Raw genomic sequence first — 15,659 nt, 5'->3', positions numbered from 1 at the left:
GCATCCGTTTGGGCTCCCCGCGTGTAGTACCTGTACCGGCGCGCAATGGGCGCGTCGTCCACAGACCTTTCACGTTGCTGGAGACCGCTCATGAAGACCCAACGTTCGCACCGCATTCCCGCCGTTGCCGGCCTGTTCGCCGTGTCGCTGCTTGCCGCCTGCGGCTCGATGAGTTCCAAATCCATGGCTTATTCGCAGGCCAACCTGCCCGCCAGCGTCCAGGCGCCCGCCGGCAACAAGGTGGCCTGGGAAACCGTGGGCGTGGGCGAGATCACCTACGAATGCCGCGCCAAGGCCGATATGAAGGGCCAGGCCGAATGGGTGTTTGCCGGCCCGAAGGCCGTGCTTAACGACCGCAAGGGCAAGCAGGTGGGCACGTATTACGGCCCGCCCGCCACGTGGGAAGCCATGGACGGCTCGAAGCTGACCGGCACGCAAGTGGCCGTGGCGCCGGCGGGTGACGGCAACCTGCCTTACCAGTTGGTCAAGGCAAACCCCGCGATGGGCGCGGGCGCGTTGACCGGGGTGACCTACATTCAGCGCGTGGCCCTGAAGGGCGGCGTGGCGCCCAAGACCCCGTGCACCACCGCCATGCTGGGCCAGAAGAGCCAGGTGCAATACCAGGCCGACTACATTTTCTACAAGGCGAACTGATCCCGTGGGCCCGTCGTATTCCGACGGGCCCACGGCAGGGGACTCCGGGTAAGATGGCGCAACTTCCCACCGCGCAGGCAGATCACGCGCGGCCGCCCTCTTCCCGTTCCCCCGCTCTCGCATGCCGAACCGCCTTGATCCGGATTTCGATTACGAAGCCGCCTTGCAGGAATGCGCCGCCGGCCGCCGGGCCGCGCTGGAGGCCCTGTATCGGCAAGAAGGCCCGCGCCTGTTGGGTGTGGCCCAACGACTCCTGCGCGACCGCGCTTGGGCGGAGGACATCGTGCATGACGCATTCGTCAAGATCTGGAAGCAGGCGGCCGCCTTTGACGCATCGCGGGGTTCGGGACGTGGCTGGGTCTACAGCATCACCCGCAACCTGGCGTTGAACGCGCTGCGCGACACCGCGCGCGAAACCGACGTAGATGATGACGCCGCTGCCGCCCTGGACGCGCGACACGCCATCGAAGCCTGGCACGACACGCGTGACGCGTTCGACTGGCGCGCCAGCGCGGGCCGCATGGCTCCGTGCCTGGAAGAACTGGAACCCGTGCGCCGCAACTGCGTGCTGCACGCGTATGTCGAGGGGCTGACGCACAGCGAGATCGCGCAACGCCTGGGCGCGCCGTTGGGCACCGTCAAGGCATGGATCAAGCGCAGCCTGCAAGCGCTGCGGGAGTGCCTGGCATGAACGCCCCGCAAGAAGCTTACGACGACACCGACGAACTGGCAGGCGAATACGTGCTGGGCACCTTGTCGGCCGACGCGCGCCGCGCGGTGCAAACGCGCATGACGCACGATGCCGCCCTGCGGGCCGCCGTGGCGCGATGGGAAGCGCGCCTGCTGCCATTGACGAATCTGTCGTCCCCGGTGGAACCGTCGGCCAGCCTTTGGCCGCGCATCGTCGGCACCTTGGATGCGGCGCAGGCCAAGGGCACCGCCCATGCCCGCGTACAAGCCCATGCCCGGGGACAAGCCCAGACGAACACGTCGGCGGCCCCGCGGTCGCGCCCTATCGGCCCGCCCAAGCCGGGACTGTGGGACAGCCTGATGTTCTGGCGCAGCGTGGCCGTGGGCGGTATGGCGGCGGTGCTGATCCTGGGCAGCACGCTGGCGCTGCGCCCCGCATCGACACCGTCGGCCCCGCAATACGTGGTGGTGTTGGTGGCGCCCCAATCGCAGGCGCCGGGCTGGGTGGTGCAGGCGCAGGCCGGGCAAAGCGCCGTGCAACTGGTGCCCATCGCCGCAACGGAAGTGCCGCCGGACCGGGCGCTGGAATTCTGGACCAAGGCCGACGGCTGGGCCGGCCCGGTATCGTTGGGTTTGATCAAGCCGGGCGAACCCGTCGTAATCCCGCTGGACAAGCTGCCGCCGCTGGAGCCCAACCAGCTTTTCGAGCTGACGCTTGAACCCAAAACCGGCTCGCCCATCGGCAAGCCGACCGGCCCGATTCAGTTCATCGGGCGCGCGGTCAAGATGCTGTAGCCGGCAGGCGCGGGCTAGCGCTTGCGGCTGAAGGGATACGCTTGCTGGGCAAGGAAGGTGCCCGGCATGTCGTTGTCCAGGATGCCGTAGTTTTCGGGCAGGCGATTGCCCACGCCGCGCACGGCCGTTCCAAAGATGTAGTCGATGAACGAGAAGTGGGCGGCGTAGTTCTTGTCGATGGCTTCCGTGTCCGACGAGTGGTGCCAATGGTGAAAGTCCGGCGTCACGATGATGTAGCGCAGCCAGCCCCACGGCAGCTTCACGTTGGAATGGATCAGCACGGCCTGGAAGCCGACGATGATGATGTAGGCGTCCAGCACGGCCTTTGAAAACCCCAGCACGAACAACACGCCCAGCACTGCCACGCGCGTGATCAGCAGTTCAACGATGTGCAGGCGCGATCCGGCCAGCCAGTCCAGCGTGCGCGTGCTGTGGTGCACGGCATGGATGCGCCACATGAACGGGACCTCGTGGTAGACCCGATGCGCCGCGTACTGCGCCAGGTCCGCCACCAGCACCGCTACGAACAATTCCAGCAGATACGGCATTGACTGGATGGCGGCCTGTAGCGGCTCGTAGGCTGCCCAGGAAAACAGCCGGTGGATGAAGAAGTTGATGCACAGCAGCACCGCCCCCACCGACAGGTGGTTGAACAGGAAATGCTTCATGTCCACCTGCCACTCGCCGCGAAACACGGGTTGGCCGGGATACAGCGGCGTCAGCTTTTCGAAGATGATGAAGACCATGCTGGACGCCAGCAGGTCCAGGATGAACCAGTCCAGGCCCAGGTACGGGTGGTTGCCGGTATTGGACGTGGTCACTACGACCTGGCTACCCCCGGCGGCCACCGCGCAGCAGACCAGCACGAAAGCCGAAATATTCAGCCAGCGCTGGCGGCCCAGCACGATGTTGGCCAGTGCGATCGACCCTGACACGAGCAACGCGGAAAACAGCAGCGTGCGCATCGCCTCCACGGAATAGAAGGCGCGCAGTTCCGGCGTGGTCAGGTAAGCGGGAAAGTGGAACGCCAATACGCCCAGCACGGCCAGAATGGCCAGGAACAGCGCGATCACGCCGCTCATCATGCCGGTGCCCGGGTGGATACGCCCGTCCTTGCTGAAAAGAGCAAAAACCTGTCGAACATTGGACGCGCGTTGTTTCATGTCTAAAAGATGACGGACCACGGGGTGCCGAGTGTATCTCCGGGCAAACCCTTTCATGTAATCAAAAGTGAGCATCAACGACATTTTCACGCCGCGTATCTGCCGGCTTTGCGGGCGGTCAATTCACACCAAGGGCGGCGGGGGCCGCGTGGTTGACAAGGCGCGGGGGTTGGCGTGTCATGGACGAGCCGACGCGTGCCGCGTCCCGGTGCGTCGCCGGTTCCCGTCAACGGGTTCCCAAGAGAGAGGCCCTAATGTTCCCTGAATATCGCCAACTCATTACGCAGATGAAATCCGAGAATGCGCATTTCTCGGCCTTGTTCCAGCGTCACAACGACCTGGACCAGGAGATTCAAAATATGGAGGACGGCGTCGTGCCAAGCTCGGGCGTCAACATTGAAGTGCTGAAAAAAGAAAAACTACAGCTCAAGGACAAGCTCTACGGCCTGCTGCGGGCCGCCGACCAGAAGGCCGGCTGACACCCCAGCTTTGGGCGCTACATCAGCTCAAGCCCCGCCCCCCGCACGATGACCGCGTACTTGGCCATTTCAGAACGGAAGTACGCCGCCGTCTGCTCGGGGGGCATCAGCAAGATCTTGTTGTTCTGGGTGGCCATGGCCTGTTTGACCTCGGGCGCGTTGAACGCCCGCCCCAATGCGTCGTAGACGCGCCGCACATCGGCCGCCGGCAGCTTTGCCGGCCCCGCTGCCGCGAACCAGCCGCCTATCTCGTAGTCAACCAGGCCCTGCTCGCGCGCGGTGGCAAGATCCGGCAATGCCTCCATCCGTTCGCCCCCACAGGCAGCCAGCGCCTTGAGCGCCCCGCTTTTGATCTGCGGCAGTACCGACGGCAGCGACAACACCCCGAAATCCACCTGCCCGCCGATCAGGTCCGCCATCATGGGCCCCACGCCCTTGTACGGAATATGGCGCGCCTTGACGCCCGCCTGCTGCACGTACATTTCCGCCGCCAGATGCAGGATCGTGCCATTGCCCGACGAGGCGTAGTTGTAGCGGCCCGGTTCCCGCGACAACAATGCCGTCAGATCCTTCAGGTGGTTGGCCGTGATGTTCTTCGGGTTGGCCACCAACAGGAACGGCGTCATGCCCACCATGCTGATCGGGGTGATGTCCGCCAGCGGATCGAACGGCAAGGACTTATAGACGCTGGGAAAAATCACGTGGTTGTTCGACACCATGCTCAGCGTGTAGCCGTCGGGCGCCGACCGCACCAACGCCGACGTACCGACGATGCCGCCCGCGCCCGGCTGGTTTTCCACCACGACCGTGTGGCCCAGCGCCGACGACAAGGCCGGGCCGGCCGATCGCGTGATCGTGTCCACGCCCGAGCCCACGCCGACCGGCAGGATGAACTTCACGGGCCGATCCGATTGCGCGCGCCCCAGGCCCGGCACGGCCAGCATCGCGGCGCCCAGCGCCCCCAATAGTTGTCGGCGGCTCCAACCCGCGCGTTGATCGTTCATGTCTGTCTCCTGGTTGTTTTTTATTGCCGTTCATCAGGCCACCGCGCCCTGCTCCCGAAGCGCCGCGATCTGCGTCGCGTCATACCCCAGGTCTGCCAGCAGTGCGTCGGTATCCGCGCCCAAGGTGGGGGGATGCTGTCGAACCCCAAGCCGATGGCCGTCCATCATCAAGGGGAATAGCGCCGCGCCCGCCATCTGGCCGGCGCGTTCGCCGTCGGGCAGCCGGATGTCGGCCAGCCCGCCCGTCGCGCGCAAATGGGGGTCGTCGTAAAGCGCTTCGGGTTTGACGATGGGCGCGAACGGCAGGCCGATGCGTTCGAACACCGCCGCCAGTTCCGCCGCGCTATACCCCGCCAGACGCGCGCGCAGGTCCGCCAGCAAGGTGGGGCGCAAGCGCACGCGGTCGTTGTTGGTCGCCATGGCGGGGTCGCGCTTCAAATCATCAAAGCCGAAAGCGTCGCAAAACGTGATCCACTGCGCATCGCTGACGGCCGCCAGGAAGATCTGCTCGCCGTCCTTCACGGTGAAAACGTCGTACAGCGCCCAGGCGGATACGCGTTCGGGCATCGGTGCGGACGGCTGGCCGGTGATCGCGTATTGCAGCATGTGCTGCCCCACCAGGAAGACATTGTTCTCGAACAGCGCCGATTGCACTTCCTGGCCGCGTCCGGTGATGCCCCGCTGGATCAGCGCGGCCATCGCGCCGATGGCGCCGAACATGCCGCCCATGATGTCGTTCACGCTGGTGCCGGCGCGCACCGGGTCGCCGGGCCGCCCGGTCATATAGGCCAGGCCGCCCATCATCTGCACAACTTCATCCAACGCGGTGCGCATGGCGTAGGGCCCGGGCAGGAAACCCTTGTGGCTGACGTAGATCAGCCGGGGGTTGTCACGTGCCAGCGACGCGTAATCCAGCCCGTACTTGGCCATGGTGCCCGGCCGGAAATTCTCGGCAACCACGTCGGCGCCGGCGGCCAGCTTGCGCGCGGCCTCGGCGCCGGCGGCGCTTTGGATGTCCAGCGCAATGCTCTTCTTGTTGCGGTTGAACATGGGAAAAAACCCCGCGCCCACGCCCAGCAGATGCCGCGTGCGGTCACCCTGTACGGGCTCGACCTTGATGACTTCCGCCCCCAGGTCGGCCAGCACCATGCCGCAGGTCGGGCCCATCACCATGTGCGTGAATTCGACCACGCGCAGGCCGGCAAGCGGCAACGCGCGCGAAGTCTGCGGCAAAGTCGGTTCTTGATGTGGTTGTGACATGACAAAGCTCGTGTGAAGTGCGCGGGCGCTTAAAGGCGCGCGCCGCGGGGACCCTGGGTGTGGGGCTGCGCAAGCGAATGCGATGCAGCGCGGAACGTCTTGGGCACGCCGGCGCGCCACAACGCCCCATGCAATGGCTGCCCGGGCAGCCATCCATCCACGGCAGCGCGCAGCGCCAGCAGGCGATCGATGTCCACGCCGGTGGCGATGCCCATGCTTTCCAGCATGAACACCAGGTCTTCCGTACTGACGTTGCCGCTGGCGCCGGGCGCATGTGGGCACCCGCCGATGCCGCCCAGGCAGGCGTCAAAGCGCGACACACCGCTCTGCAACGCGGCCAGCACATTGGCCAGGCCCAGCCCTCGCGTGTCGTGAAAGTGCGCACAGCACAGGCGCTCGCCGGCAATGCGGCGCGCGTCGGTAAACAGACGCTGCACCGCCGCGGGGTCCGCATAGCCCACCGTATCGGCCAGGCTGACGCGGTCCGCGCCGGCGTCCAGCAGCGCCTGCATCAAGCGCAACACGTCGTGCGGCGGTACCTGACCCTGCAAGGTGCAGCCAAAGGCCGTGCCGACGCCGCCTTCAATCAACATCGACGAGCCCGCCGCGTCGCGCGCCGCGCGCATCTGGCCCACCATCGCGACGACCTCGTCGGGCGTTTTGCGCAGGTTTGCCACGCTGTGTGCATGGCTGGCCGACAAGGGCACCAGCATCAGGTCGGCGCCGCTATCCAGCGCGCGTTCGGCGCCCTTTACGTTGGGCACCAGGACCGACACCGACAGACCGGGCAGTTTTTTCGCGTGAGCCACCAGCGCCTCCGTGTCCGCCAACTGCGGCAGCAGACGGGCGGGCACAAAAGAGCCGACCTCGATCTCGCGTTGACCGGCGGCGTAGGCGGCGTCGATCCATTCGCATTTGGTGTGGGTTGGCAGCACCACGGGCAGGCTTTGCAGCCCATCGCGCAGCCCCACTTCGCGCACGACGGCGGTGGGGGAAATCACAGAAGACGGGGCAGTCGGCATGGCGGCGGATTCGGCAAGGGTGGGAAGACCGATGAAGATGAAGATGAAGGTGAAGCCAGTTTAGATATTCTCTATTCGCGCACCAGCGGTATTTTGGAACGTTTAATATTCCTGATCGGAATTTCATATCAAGGCAGCCCGCCATGCGCGACCTGGACATCACCACCCTGCGCCTGTTCATCTCGGTATGCGAGACCGGCAATATCGCGCGCGCCGGCGAACGCGCCAGCATCGTGGGATCGGCCATCAGCAAGCGGCTGGCGCAACTGGAAGACACGGTGGGCGCCAAGCTGCTGACCCGCAAACGCCGGGGCGTCGAGCCCACCGAGGCTGGCGAGACCCTGCTGGAACACGCGCGCGCCATATTGGCCAGCTCGGACCGCATCGAACGCGACATGTCGGCCTATGCCAGCGGCGTCAAGGGGCAGGTCCGCATCCTGGCAACGGCGTCCGTGCTGGCGGAATCCCTGGCCGACGACATCGCGGCGTTTCTGCAAATGGCGCCCCATCGCAACATCCGGGTCGACATGGAAGAACGCGTCAGCCAGGAGGTCGTGCGCGAAGTAAAGGGCGGCATTGCCAGCCTGGGCATCTGCTGGGACGCGGCCGACTTCCACGGCCTGCAAACCCGGCCCTACCGGGGCGACCGCCTGGCTGTCGTGACCGCGCCCGGCCATCCACTGGCGCAGCGCGAGGCGGTATGGTTCGATGAAGCGCTGGACTTCGAACACGTCAACATGCCCGCCGCCGGCGCGGTCTTGCGCATGTTGCAGACGGCGGCCAGCCATAGCGGCAAGACCCTGCGCCACCGCGTCACCGTCAGCAATTTCGATTCGGCGTTTCGTGTGGTGTTGGCCGGCCTGGCCATCAGCGTCGCGCCCATCGAGGTCGCCACGCCCTATGCGCTGGCCCATGGGCTGCGCGTGCTGCCACTGCTGGATCCCTGGAGCCATCGCCGCTTTGCCATCTGCCTGCGCGACGCGCAAGCGCTGTCGGCGGCCGCCAGCCTGTTGCTGGACCACCTGGTGGCAGCCGGACATGCCTCTGCTTGAACGCCGCCACGGCCCGGCAAGGCACGGGGCGCGCCGGGCCGTGCATGTACATGAGTGTGCACGTGGCGTGGACCCCGGGTGTCGCCTTAAGCCCAACTGAACTCGGTTTAGATTAATTAGTTTTTCTAATCTGACCCCAGCAGCTAGTCTGTCGCCCTTTTCATGGGGGTTGCAATGACGACCGCGTTCGTTCCTGGATTTTTGCTCAGCCTGGGCCTGATCGTTGCCATCGGGGCGCAAAACGCTTTCGTCCTGCGACAAGGCCTGCGCCAGGAATATGTGTTTGCCGTGTGCCTGGCCTGCGCCGTGTCCGACGCCATCCTGATTGCGACGGGCGTGGCCGGCTTCGGGCTGGCGGTGAACACGCTACCCTGGTTGGAGCCGGCCATGCGCTATGGCGGCGCGCTGTTCCTGTTTGTGTACGCGCTGCGCAGCCTGCGGTCGGCGTGGCGCACGCAGCACGACAGCCTGGCGCCGTCGGCCACGCAGACAGCCGGGCTTGGCGCCACGCTGGCCACCTGCCTGGCGTTCACCTGGCTGAACCCACATGTCTACCTGGACACCGTGGTGCTGCTGGGGTCCATATCCAGCCAATACGAAGGGCAGAAAGTCGCTTTCGCGCTGGGCGCCATGTCGGCTTCATTCGCGTTTTTCTTCACGCTGGGTTACGGCGCCCGCCTGCTTCGACCGCTGTTCGCCAGCCCGCGCGCCTGGCGCGTGCTCGATGCCTGCGTGGGCGTGGCCATGCTGGCAATCGGCTTGAAATTGGTGCTGTAAACGCGCCGACTTGCGGCTGGCCGCAGTCATCTACAATCCGTTGACGCCGGCCGCATCAAGGGCCGGCCCGCAACACACAGGTAGCATGACGCGCGCGAAGAAACCAGCAGCAAGAAAGAAACGCCCCTCCGCCCGGGGCAATACAAAATCCGCCGGCCGAGCCTACCGGTTCATCAGGGCGCTGCTGGTGTCGTCGTTGGCCAGCTTCGGCGCCGCCACCTATGTGCTGAAACCGCAATGGCCCGCGCAACTGACGCCCGACGCCATTCTGGCTCGCCTGGGTTGGCCCGCGCAGGAAAAAATTGCCCCGGCCGTGATTCCATCAGGCGCGCTGACCCACACGCGATTTGCCGACTGTCCGCAGTTCTTTCCGAAAGGCCAGATGCCTGTCGTGCCATCCGGCGCGGCGCTGCGCGAACTGTGCTTTACCGGCTTTGCCGTCTTGCATAACGGTCAAACCAAAACCCCCGTTTTCGTTGTTGAACGCCTGAACCGCAAGCTGCTCGCGCAGGCGCAGGGCATGCAGCGCACTGACAAGTTCTACGCGGAAGCGCGGCTGCCCGGCGCCGAACGCGCCGCGCTGGATGACTACAAGGGGTCGGGCTATTCGCGCGGTCACATGGCGCCGGCCGGCGACATGTATTCCAAGGAAACCATGGCGCAAAGCTTCTCGCTGGCGAACATGGTGCCCCAAGATCAGACACAGAACGCGGGCTCCTGGAGCCGCATTGAGCAGGACACGCGCAAATACGTCATGCGCGCGGCGGGCGACGTGTACGTCTATACCGGCCCCTACTACAGCGGCAAACCGGCGACGATCGGCGCCGGCGTCGCCGTGCCCAGCCACGTCTATAAAGTCGTGTACGACGCCACGACGGGCCGCTCGTGGGTGCACTGGCAGGCCAACGCCGCCAGCGCCAGGGAAGGCGCGCCCATCAGCTACGACGAATTCGTGCGCCGCACCGGCATCCAGCTGCTGCCGTCGGGCGGCTAGCCGACGGCAGCCGTGCGCGGGGTCGCAACGATTACGGCTTCAACACCACCTTGATGCAGCCGTCCTGCTTGTCGCGGAAGGTCTTGTACATGTCCGGGCCGGCTTGCAGATGTTCGTGGTGCGTGATGACGAATGACGGATCGATGCGGCCTTTGACGATCATGTCCAGCAACTCATCCGTCCAGCGTTGCACGTGCGTCTGGCCCATGCGCCAGGTCAGCCCCTTGTTCATCGACGCGCCAAACGGAATCTTGTCGATCATGCCGCCGTATACGCCAGGCACGGACAACACGCCCCCCGGCCGGCATACGTAGATCATTTCACGCAGCACGTGCGGCCGGTCGGTCTCGGCGCCCACCGCCTGCTTCACGCGGTCGTACATGCCGCCCATGGCGCTGGCTGAATGCGACTCCATGCCCACCGCGTCGATGCACTTGTCCGGCCCCTTGCCCTGCGTCAGCGCGTTCAGCCGTTCCACCACGCTTTCTTCCTCGAAGTTGATCGTAATGGCGCCGCCGTCCCTGGCCATCTTCAACCGCTCGGGCACATCGTCGATGCAGATCACCTGACGGGCGTTGAGCAGCACGGCGCTGCGCACCGCCATCTGGCCCACCGGCCCCGCGCCCCACACCGCAACGGTATCGGTGGGCTCGATCTCGCATTGCATCGCGGCCTGCCATCCCGTGGGCAGGATGTCGCCCAGGAACAGGACCTGGTCGTCGGTGAGTTCGGGCGGTACGGGAATATGCGTGGTGTCGGCCCACGGCACGCGGACGAACTCCGCTTGTCCGCCCGCGTAGCCGCCCGTCAGGTGCGTGTAGCCGAACAGCCCGGCCGTGGTGTGACCGAACATCTTGGCCGCATCGTCGGCATTGCGGTTGGTGCGTTCGCAGACCGAAAAATTGCCGCGTCGGCATTGGTCGCACTGACCGCAGGTGATGGTGAATGGAATCACCACGCGGTCCCCTACTTTCAAGCGCTTGGTCTCGCTGCCCACTTCGACAACCTCGCCCATGAATTCGTGCCCCATCACATCGCCCGATTTCATTTCCGGCATGAAGCCGTCGAACAAGTGCAGGTCCGACCCGCAGATGGCGCAGGCGCTGACCTTGATGATGGCGTCGCCGGGATGTTCCAGAATCGGATCCGGAACCGTGTCGTACCGGATGTCGTGCTTTCCGTGCCAGCAAAGTGCTTTCATGTGTGTCCCCTTAGACATGCAACCGCAGCGTTGCGAATCGCGCGGTGGGGGCAGCAACTATCGTGCCTTCGCAGCGGGTTTTCCGGGCGCTACCGCGTGCGTGCGTGGGCATGCGGATTGCTAGGTTGCATGGCCCCGCCGGGCGGCATCGCGCTGGCGGGCCTCACCCAGGAGACACGCATGACCAAGCACGTCTATGTCGCAGCGCTTTGCGGCGCCATCATGTTGGGCGCACATGGCGTGGCCGCCGCGCAATCCGCGCAATCCGCGCCTAAGCCGGACCCCGCCGACTCCGCCGCGTCGATCACCAAGCTCAATAGCGAAGACCGCGGCTTCCTGACCCGGGCGGCGGAATCGGGTTATCTGGAAGTGGACGGCAGCAAACTGGCGTTGAAGAAATCGCAGAACGCAAAGGTCAAACAGTTCGCGCAAAAGATGGTCGACGACCACACCCGCGTAGGGCAGCAATTGCAAGCGCTGGCAAAACAGAAAGGCTTCGAGACGCCGAAGGAGCCCTCGCTGGTGCAAAGCGCCAAGCTCAAGGCGCTGGACCTGCGCAGCGACGGCTTTGATGAGGCGTACAGCGACGAGATCGGGGTGGCCGCGCACGAAGACGCCGTCGAACTCTTCGACAAGGCCACCAAAGAGTCCAACGATCCCGACCTGAAGCGCTTTGCCGCCGACACGCTACCCGCGCTGAAGCGCCATCTGCAAGAAGCGCGCGCACTGCAAAAGGCCATTAAGGGCCAGGGCCAGGCGAAATAGCACGGCGCGCCAGGCATGGTGTTTGCTGAATGGCGCTGCGCCAATCATGGCCACCTTCACACCCATCACACCCATCAACACACGGGAGCAGACAATGACCCAGAAGACTTTGCAGGATCTATTCGTGCATGAACTGTCGGACATCTACAGCGCCGAGAAGCAACTGACGCGGGCGTTGCCGAAGATGGCCCGCGCCGCTTCAGACCCAGCGCTTGCTGAAGCGTTCACGCAGCATCTGGAAGAAACGCGCGGCCAGGTGGAACGCATCGACAAGATCATCGAATCCGCCGACTTCCGCCTCAAGCGCATCAAGTGCGCGGCGATGGAAGGCTTGGTGGAGGAAGGCCGCGACGTGATTGAAGACGTTGAAAAAGGGCCGGTGCGCGATGCTGCGTTGATTGCCGCCGCGCAGAAGGTCGAGCACTACGAAATTGCCGGCTACGGCACGTTGTGCACCTTCGCCAAGCAGTTGGGCCTGACCGAGGCGTTGACGCTGTTGAAGGAAACGTTGGCCGAGGAAAAGGCCACCGACGAAAAGCTCAGCATGCTGGCGCTACAGCAGACCAACGCGGAAGCCGCGCAGGCCGGTAAAGCCAAGTAAGGCCAGGCAAGCGGCCTGAGCCGCCCACACCCCGAGGTCCGACGCGTGGGGGCGTCTTCGGATCTCGGGGTGTTTTCTTGATGCGCGGGTCCGAACGGTGCCGCAGCCGGGTCAAACCGGAATCGAACCCGCATCAATCACCTATGCGTGAAGGCCGCCGGGCACGACGGCCGCTGCCGCCTGCATCGTTCCGCCTGCCTGGCGATGCCCCGCCCGTTGCCAACGCAATGCCGACGCCGAAAGCGATATACACCAACAGCAAGGCGCCGCGCGTCAGTCGCTGCTCAAAGCCGGGTTGCAAGCGCTTGGGCGTTAATTGGTAATCGGCAAAACACGATGTGGCGGCCACCAGCGCCCCTTCCATCCACGGCCGCTTGCCCCAGCGCGTCTGCTGTGCGCGTGCGCTGGCCCGGGCGTGCAGCGTGGCCCAGAAGACAGACGCCGCATGGTGGATCAGCAGCCCGGTCGCCGTGTGCTTCCAGCTGGGGTCATCCTGGTGCAGCGCGCGCTCGCCCCACAGCCACTGGCTGGTCGCATTGGTCGCGGCGGCGGCATGCCCGGTCTGGTGCTTAGCCAACGCAATCAATGCCAACGTGGACAACGCGCTAGCCGCGCTACCGCTACGTACGCCTTCTACAAAAGCTTGCCGCCATTCATGCATGGTGATCCCCTGGTTGATGTGGTGGCAGCCCGGGGCTTGTTGCCCCGACCCCGCCAGGTATGCAGTTTGCTGAACTCGCTGAACCGATCTGGCGCCGCGACAAAAAAGGAACAGGCATGAAAATTCTGCTGACCGGTGCGCATGGATTTATCGGCAGCCGGCTGGTCGACGCCCTGCGCGAAGACGACCATCAGCTGGTATGCCTGGTGCGCGCGCCACGCCCCCGCGACTTGAACGTGCCGCGAGCAAGATACGTGCCCGCGGACTTTTCTCGGCTGACGCGGGTGGAAGACTGGGCGCCGCTGTTGTCGGGCGTGGATGCCGTTATCAATACCGTCGGAATTTTTCGGGAGTCGGGTTCGGCCAGCTTTGCCAATGTGCACGACAAGGCGGCCAAGGCGCTGTTCGCGGCGGCCCGGCAATACGGCGCGCAGGTCATCCACTTTTCGGCGCTGGGGGCGGATGCCGAGGCCGCATCGGGCTTTCATATCAGCAAGCGCGCAGCGGACGACGCGTTGCGCGCGGCCGGCGCACCGGCTTACATCGTGCAGCCGTCGTTGGTCTATGGCGTCGGCGGCACCAGCGCCGCGCTGTTCAACCAGCTTGCCGTCATGCCTGTCGTCGCTTTGCCTGCGGGCGGCTGGCAGCGCGTTCAGCCCGTGCACATCAATGACGTGGTTGCGGGCGTGCGCGCGATGCTGGCGCAGCCGGCGCCCGGTGCGGTCACCGTGGCGTTCTGCGGCCCCGAACCCGTCACCGTGCGGACCTACCTGTCGATGCTGCGCAGCGGGCTGGGCGTGGCGGGAAGGCAGTGGATCATTCCGGTGCCGTCGCGTATGGCGAGCGCCGCGGCCAGGGCCGGCAGCTGGATGCCAGGCTCCTTGATCGACGCGGACAGCCTGGCCATGTTGAACCGCGGTAATACCGGCAACCCGATCGCCTTCGCCGCGCTGCTGGGCCGCAGCCCCGTCGGCCCCGCTTCGTTCATAGCGCCGCATGAACAGGCACCGCTGCGCGCCGACAGCATCCTGCGCACGATGCTGCCCGTGATGCGGCTGTGCATCGCCGCCGTCTGGCTATGGACGGCGGCGGTGTCCATGGGCTTGTACCCCATCCAGGACAGCCTGGCGCTGCTTGCCGACGCCGGCGTGCCCCACGCCCTGGCCCCGATCATGCTGGCGGGCGCGGCGGGCCTGGACCTGGTGCTGGGCGTGTTGACGTTGATGAACCTGGGGGGGCGCAAGCGCTGGGTGTGGCTGGCGCAGATGGCCTTGATACTGGGCTACACCGCCATCATCACCGTGCAATTGCCCGAGCAGTGGCTGCACCCCTTCGGCCCCATTTCGAAAAATGTGCCGATGCTGGCGGTGCTGGCGCTGCTGTATCTATGCGATAGCCGCGCGCGGAGGCCGTGATGGAATATCTTTGGTTCAAGCTGCTGCACATTCTGTCTTCCACGCTGCTGTTCGGCACGGGCATCGGGTCGGCGTTCTACCTGCTGTGCGTGGTCCTGCGCCGCGACGTCAAGGTGGTGGCCTCGGTGGCGCGCGTGGTGGTCGTGGCCGACTGGCTGTTCACCGCCACCACCGCCGTCATTCAACCGCTGACAGGCTGGTATCTGGCCCACCTGATGCAGCTGCCCTTGAACACGCCGTGGCTGTCCGCCTCGTTGATGCTGTATGCGGTGGCGATCGCTTGCTGGTTGCCGGTCGTGAGGCTGCAAATGCTGATGCGCGACAGCGCGACGGCCTCGGCCACTGCCGGCGAACCGCTATCGCCCCGTTTCATGCGCTACTTTCGCGCATGGTTCGTGCTGGGCTTTCCGGCGCTGGGCGCGTTCCTGGGGATTTTCTGGCTGATGGTGTTCAAGCCGGCGTAGAAGGGGGCCGTGGAGGGCATCTGCGCGTTTCCATCCGTCCCCGTGGCGTCGCTTGCTGCCGCTTGCTGCCGCTTGGCGCCGCCTGGTTCGGGTAAGGGGGGCCAGCTTGGAACGGGACTTGCTGAGCGGCACTGGCACCGCCCGACAAGCACGGGCGGTCCTTGGATGCTTCACGTCAGGAGAAAACAATGAAAACGCAGATCAGCTATCGCAAACTCGACGGCGACCACGGCGTCGCCCTGGTCAACGGCGGTATCTCAGAGACACTGCAAGCCAAGCGTGAATTGGCGAACTGGCTGGAACTGCCTGAAGGCAGCAGCGCCAGCACCGAAGAACAACAGGTGGACATCCGCCTGAAACAAGGCGGCATTGCCCCGGAATCGGTGCAGTTCAACCACATCAGCGAATAGCTCGCCACAAAAGCACAAGGGCTTACGCCGTAAAAGCGTAAGCCCTTGATTTTTTTGGTCGGGGCGGTGGGATTCGAACTCACGACCCTCTGCTCCCAAAGCAGATGCGCTACCAGGCTGCGCTACGCCCCGAAGGGTGGCAACTATACCAGAATCCCGGCCCCCCGGGCGTAGACGCGCCGCGCGGTCGTCTGAACGTGGTCATGTCGCCCAAGACGATGCGCCCAAATAGAAATCGGCGCGCCATGAAGG

At 65.1% G+C, this 15,659-nt stretch carries 18 protein-coding genes and 1 tRNA gene; 12 read left to right on the top strand and 7 right to left on the bottom strand.

Going from position 1 to position 15,659, the window contains the following annotated elements:
- The first annotated feature begins 90 nt into the window (after positions 1 to 90).
- The 3 genes from AC6LJY_RS27530 (at position 91) to AC6LJY_RS27520 (ending at position 2,139) form a co-directional block, all read left to right on the top strand.
- On the top strand, positions 91 to 654 hold the full coding sequence (locus AC6LJY_RS27530; RefSeq protein ID WP_219990776.1) for a DUF3455 domain-containing protein: 564 nt from the start codon (positions 91 to 93) through the stop codon (positions 652 to 654).
- A 121-nt stretch (positions 655 to 775) separates the two neighbouring features.
- Positions 776 to 1,345: a sigma-70 family RNA polymerase sigma factor gene (locus tag AC6LJY_RS27525; RefSeq protein ID WP_498137210.1), complete on the top strand. Its 570-nt coding sequence runs from the start codon at positions 776 to 778 to the stop codon at positions 1,343 to 1,345.
- Positions 1,342 to 2,139 carry an anti-sigma factor gene (locus AC6LJY_RS27520; RefSeq protein ID WP_314356060.1) on the top strand — a complete coding sequence of 266 codons (798 nt, stop codon included), beginning with the start codon at positions 1,342 to 1,344 and terminating at the stop codon, positions 2,137 to 2,139. Before AC6LJY_RS27525 ends, AC6LJY_RS27520 begins: the two co-directional genes overlap by 4 nt.
- A gap of 14 nt (positions 2,140 to 2,153) precedes the next feature.
- On the opposite strand, the gene AC6LJY_RS27515 is transcribed toward AC6LJY_RS27520, so the two are convergent.
- Positions 2,154 to 3,302 carry a sterol desaturase family protein gene (locus AC6LJY_RS27515; protein WP_046806214.1) on the bottom strand — a complete coding sequence of 383 codons (1,149 nt, stop codon included), beginning with the start codon at positions 3,300 to 3,302 and terminating at the stop codon, positions 2,154 to 2,156.
- Positions 3,303 to 3,556: 254 nt separating this feature from the next.
- Between AC6LJY_RS27515 and AC6LJY_RS27510 the strand changes: the two genes are divergently transcribed.
- Positions 3,557 to 3,781: an HP1242/YdcH family protein gene (locus tag AC6LJY_RS27510; protein WP_046806215.1), complete on the top strand. Its 225-nt coding sequence runs from the start codon at positions 3,557 to 3,559 to the stop codon at positions 3,779 to 3,781.
- Positions 3,782 to 3,798: 17 nt separating this feature from the next.
- Here AC6LJY_RS27510 and AC6LJY_RS27505 read toward each other — a convergent pair whose 3' ends face one another.
- From AC6LJY_RS27505 to AC6LJY_RS27495, 3 genes are read right to left on the bottom strand one after another with little or no spacing between them, the layout of a single operon-like run.
- Complete coding sequence (locus AC6LJY_RS27505) at positions 3,799 to 4,785, bottom strand: Bug family tripartite tricarboxylate transporter substrate binding protein (protein WP_498137209.1); 987 nt, start codon at positions 4,783 to 4,785, stop codon at positions 3,799 to 3,801.
- Positions 4,786 to 4,818: 33 nt separating this feature from the next.
- Positions 4,819 to 6,045 (bottom strand): CaiB/BaiF CoA transferase family protein, encoded by a 1,227-nt coding sequence (locus AC6LJY_RS27500; RefSeq protein WP_046806217.1) that lies wholly within the window; start codon positions 6,043 to 6,045, stop codon positions 4,819 to 4,821.
- Positions 6,046 to 6,074: 29 nt separating this feature from the next.
- A complete protein-coding gene (locus AC6LJY_RS27495) occupies positions 6,075 to 7,067 on the bottom strand; it encodes a hydroxymethylglutaryl-CoA lyase (protein ID WP_498137208.1) in 993 nt (330 codons plus the stop codon).
- 143 nt (positions 7,068 to 7,210) lie between these two features.
- Between AC6LJY_RS27495 and AC6LJY_RS27490 the strand changes: the two genes are divergently transcribed.
- The 3 genes from AC6LJY_RS27490 (at position 7,211) to AC6LJY_RS27480 (ending at position 9,890) form a co-directional block, all read left to right on the top strand.
- A complete protein-coding gene (locus AC6LJY_RS27490) occupies positions 7,211 to 8,119 on the top strand; it encodes a LysR family transcriptional regulator (protein ID WP_498137207.1) in 909 nt (302 codons plus the stop codon).
- Between the two features lie 174 nt (positions 8,120 to 8,293).
- Positions 8,294 to 8,896: a LysE family transporter gene (locus AC6LJY_RS27485; RefSeq protein WP_314356111.1), complete on the top strand. Its 603-nt coding sequence runs from the start codon at positions 8,294 to 8,296 to the stop codon at positions 8,894 to 8,896.
- Positions 8,897 to 8,981: 85 nt separating this feature from the next.
- Entirely contained in the window at positions 8,982 to 9,890 is a 909-nt protein-coding gene (locus AC6LJY_RS27480) for a DNA/RNA non-specific endonuclease (protein ID WP_498137206.1), read from the top strand.
- Positions 9,891 to 9,921: 31 nt separating this feature from the next.
- On the opposite strand, the gene AC6LJY_RS27475 is transcribed toward AC6LJY_RS27480, so the two are convergent.
- Complete coding sequence (locus tag AC6LJY_RS27475; RefSeq protein WP_104144530.1) at positions 9,922 to 11,091, bottom strand: zinc-dependent alcohol dehydrogenase; 1,170 nt, start codon at positions 11,089 to 11,091, stop codon at positions 9,922 to 9,924.
- A gap of 180 nt (positions 11,092 to 11,271) precedes the next feature.
- On the opposite strand from AC6LJY_RS27475, the gene AC6LJY_RS27470 reads away from it, so the two are divergent.
- Complete coding sequence (locus tag AC6LJY_RS27470; protein WP_046806259.1) at positions 11,272 to 11,856, top strand: DUF4142 domain-containing protein; 585 nt, start codon at positions 11,272 to 11,274, stop codon at positions 11,854 to 11,856.
- A gap of 94 nt (positions 11,857 to 11,950) precedes the next feature.
- Positions 11,951 to 12,457 carry a YciE/YciF ferroxidase family protein gene (locus AC6LJY_RS27465; protein ID WP_046806222.1) on the top strand — a complete coding sequence of 169 codons (507 nt, stop codon included), beginning with the start codon at positions 11,951 to 11,953 and terminating at the stop codon, positions 12,455 to 12,457.
- A 133-nt stretch (positions 12,458 to 12,590) separates the two neighbouring features.
- Here AC6LJY_RS27465 and AC6LJY_RS27460 read toward each other — a convergent pair whose 3' ends face one another.
- Positions 12,591 to 13,118: a hypothetical protein gene (locus AC6LJY_RS27460; protein ID WP_498137205.1), complete on the bottom strand. Its 528-nt coding sequence runs from the start codon at positions 13,116 to 13,118 to the stop codon at positions 12,591 to 12,593.
- Between the two features lie 116 nt (positions 13,119 to 13,234).
- On the opposite strand from AC6LJY_RS27460, the gene AC6LJY_RS27455 reads away from it, so the two are divergent.
- The 3 genes from AC6LJY_RS27455 to AC6LJY_RS27445 all read left to right on the top strand — a co-directional run bounded on the left by AC6LJY_RS27455 (position 13,235) and on the right by AC6LJY_RS27445 (position 15,407).
- On the top strand, positions 13,235 to 14,533 hold the full coding sequence (locus tag AC6LJY_RS27455; protein WP_498137204.1) for an SDR family oxidoreductase: 1,299 nt from the start codon (positions 13,235 to 13,237) through the stop codon (positions 14,531 to 14,533).
- A complete protein-coding gene (locus AC6LJY_RS27450; protein ID WP_314356157.1) occupies positions 14,533 to 14,997 on the top strand; it encodes a DUF2269 family protein in 465 nt (154 codons plus the stop codon). The genes AC6LJY_RS27455 and AC6LJY_RS27450 overlap by 1 nt, the downstream gene beginning before the upstream one ends.
- Positions 14,998 to 15,185: 188 nt before the next feature.
- The gene (locus AC6LJY_RS27445) at positions 15,186 to 15,407 is read left to right on the top strand and encodes a hypothetical protein (protein WP_120156604.1); all 222 of its coding nucleotides are present in this window, start codon (positions 15,186 to 15,188) and stop codon (positions 15,405 to 15,407) included.
- Positions 15,408 to 15,462: 55 nt separating this feature from the next.
- Here the strand turns inward: AC6LJY_RS27445 and AC6LJY_RS27440 are convergent.
- A tRNA-Pro gene (locus tag AC6LJY_RS27440) sits at positions 15,463 to 15,539 on the bottom strand.
- Between the last annotated feature and the right edge of the window lie 120 nt (positions 15,540 to 15,659).

Source organism: Achromobacter sp. RT286_PF (genome assembly GCF_059760425.1).
This window is presented reverse-complemented; position numbering and strand designations above follow the sequence as displayed.

What these genes read in the sequence shown, in the direction of transcription:
- AC6LJY_RS27485 (WP_314356111.1), top strand. Translation starts at nt 8,294, where the DNA reads ATGACGACCGCGTTCGTTCCTGGATTTTTGCTCAGCCTGGGCCTGATC.
- AC6LJY_RS27490 (WP_498137207.1), top strand. Translation starts at nt 7,211, where the DNA reads ATGCGCGACCTGGACATCACCACCCTGCGCCTGTTCATCTCGGTATGC.
- AC6LJY_RS27470 (WP_046806259.1), top strand. Translation starts at nt 11,272, where the DNA reads ATGACCAAGCACGTCTATGTCGCAGCGCTTTGCGGCGCCATCATGTTG.
- AC6LJY_RS27520 (WP_314356060.1), top strand. Translation starts at nt 1,342, where the DNA reads ATGAACGCCCCGCAAGAAGCTTACGACGACACCGACGAACTGGCAGGC.
- AC6LJY_RS27510 (WP_046806215.1), top strand. Translation starts at nt 3,557, where the DNA reads ATGTTCCCTGAATATCGCCAACTCATTACGCAGATGAAATCCGAGAAT.
- AC6LJY_RS27460 (WP_498137205.1), bottom strand. Translation starts at nt 13,118, where the DNA reads ATGCATGAATGGCGGCAAGCTTTTGTAGAAGGCGTACGTAGCGGTAGC.
- AC6LJY_RS27450 (WP_314356157.1), top strand. Translation starts at nt 14,533, where the DNA reads ATGGAATATCTTTGGTTCAAGCTGCTGCACATTCTGTCTTCCACGCTG.
- AC6LJY_RS27530 (WP_219990776.1), top strand. Translation starts at nt 91, where the DNA reads ATGAAGACCCAACGTTCGCACCGCATTCCCGCCGTTGCCGGCCTGTTC.
- AC6LJY_RS27525 (WP_498137210.1), top strand. Translation starts at nt 776, where the DNA reads ATGCCGAACCGCCTTGATCCGGATTTCGATTACGAAGCCGCCTTGCAG.
- AC6LJY_RS27515 (WP_046806214.1), bottom strand. Translation starts at nt 3,302, where the DNA reads ATGAAACAACGCGCGTCCAATGTTCGACAGGTTTTTGCTCTTTTCAGC.
- AC6LJY_RS27495 (WP_498137208.1), bottom strand. Translation starts at nt 7,067, where the DNA reads ATGCCGACTGCCCCGTCTTCTGTGATTTCCCCCACCGCCGTCGTGCGC.
- AC6LJY_RS27445 (WP_120156604.1), top strand. Translation starts at nt 15,186, where the DNA reads ATGAAAACGCAGATCAGCTATCGCAAACTCGACGGCGACCACGGCGTC.
- AC6LJY_RS27500 (WP_046806217.1), bottom strand. Translation starts at nt 6,045, where the DNA reads ATGTCACAACCACATCAAGAACCGACTTTGCCGCAGACTTCGCGCGCG.
- AC6LJY_RS27475 (WP_104144530.1), bottom strand. Translation starts at nt 11,091, where the DNA reads ATGAAAGCACTTTGCTGGCACGGAAAGCACGACATCCGGTACGACACG.
- AC6LJY_RS27505 (WP_498137209.1), bottom strand. Translation starts at nt 4,785, where the DNA reads ATGAACGATCAACGCGCGGGTTGGAGCCGCCGACAACTATTGGGGGCG.
- AC6LJY_RS27465 (WP_046806222.1), top strand. Translation starts at nt 11,951, where the DNA reads ATGACCCAGAAGACTTTGCAGGATCTATTCGTGCATGAACTGTCGGAC.
- AC6LJY_RS27480 (WP_498137206.1), top strand. Translation starts at nt 8,982, where the DNA reads ATGACGCGCGCGAAGAAACCAGCAGCAAGAAAGAAACGCCCCTCCGCC.
- AC6LJY_RS27455 (WP_498137204.1), top strand. Translation starts at nt 13,235, where the DNA reads ATGAAAATTCTGCTGACCGGTGCGCATGGATTTATCGGCAGCCGGCTG.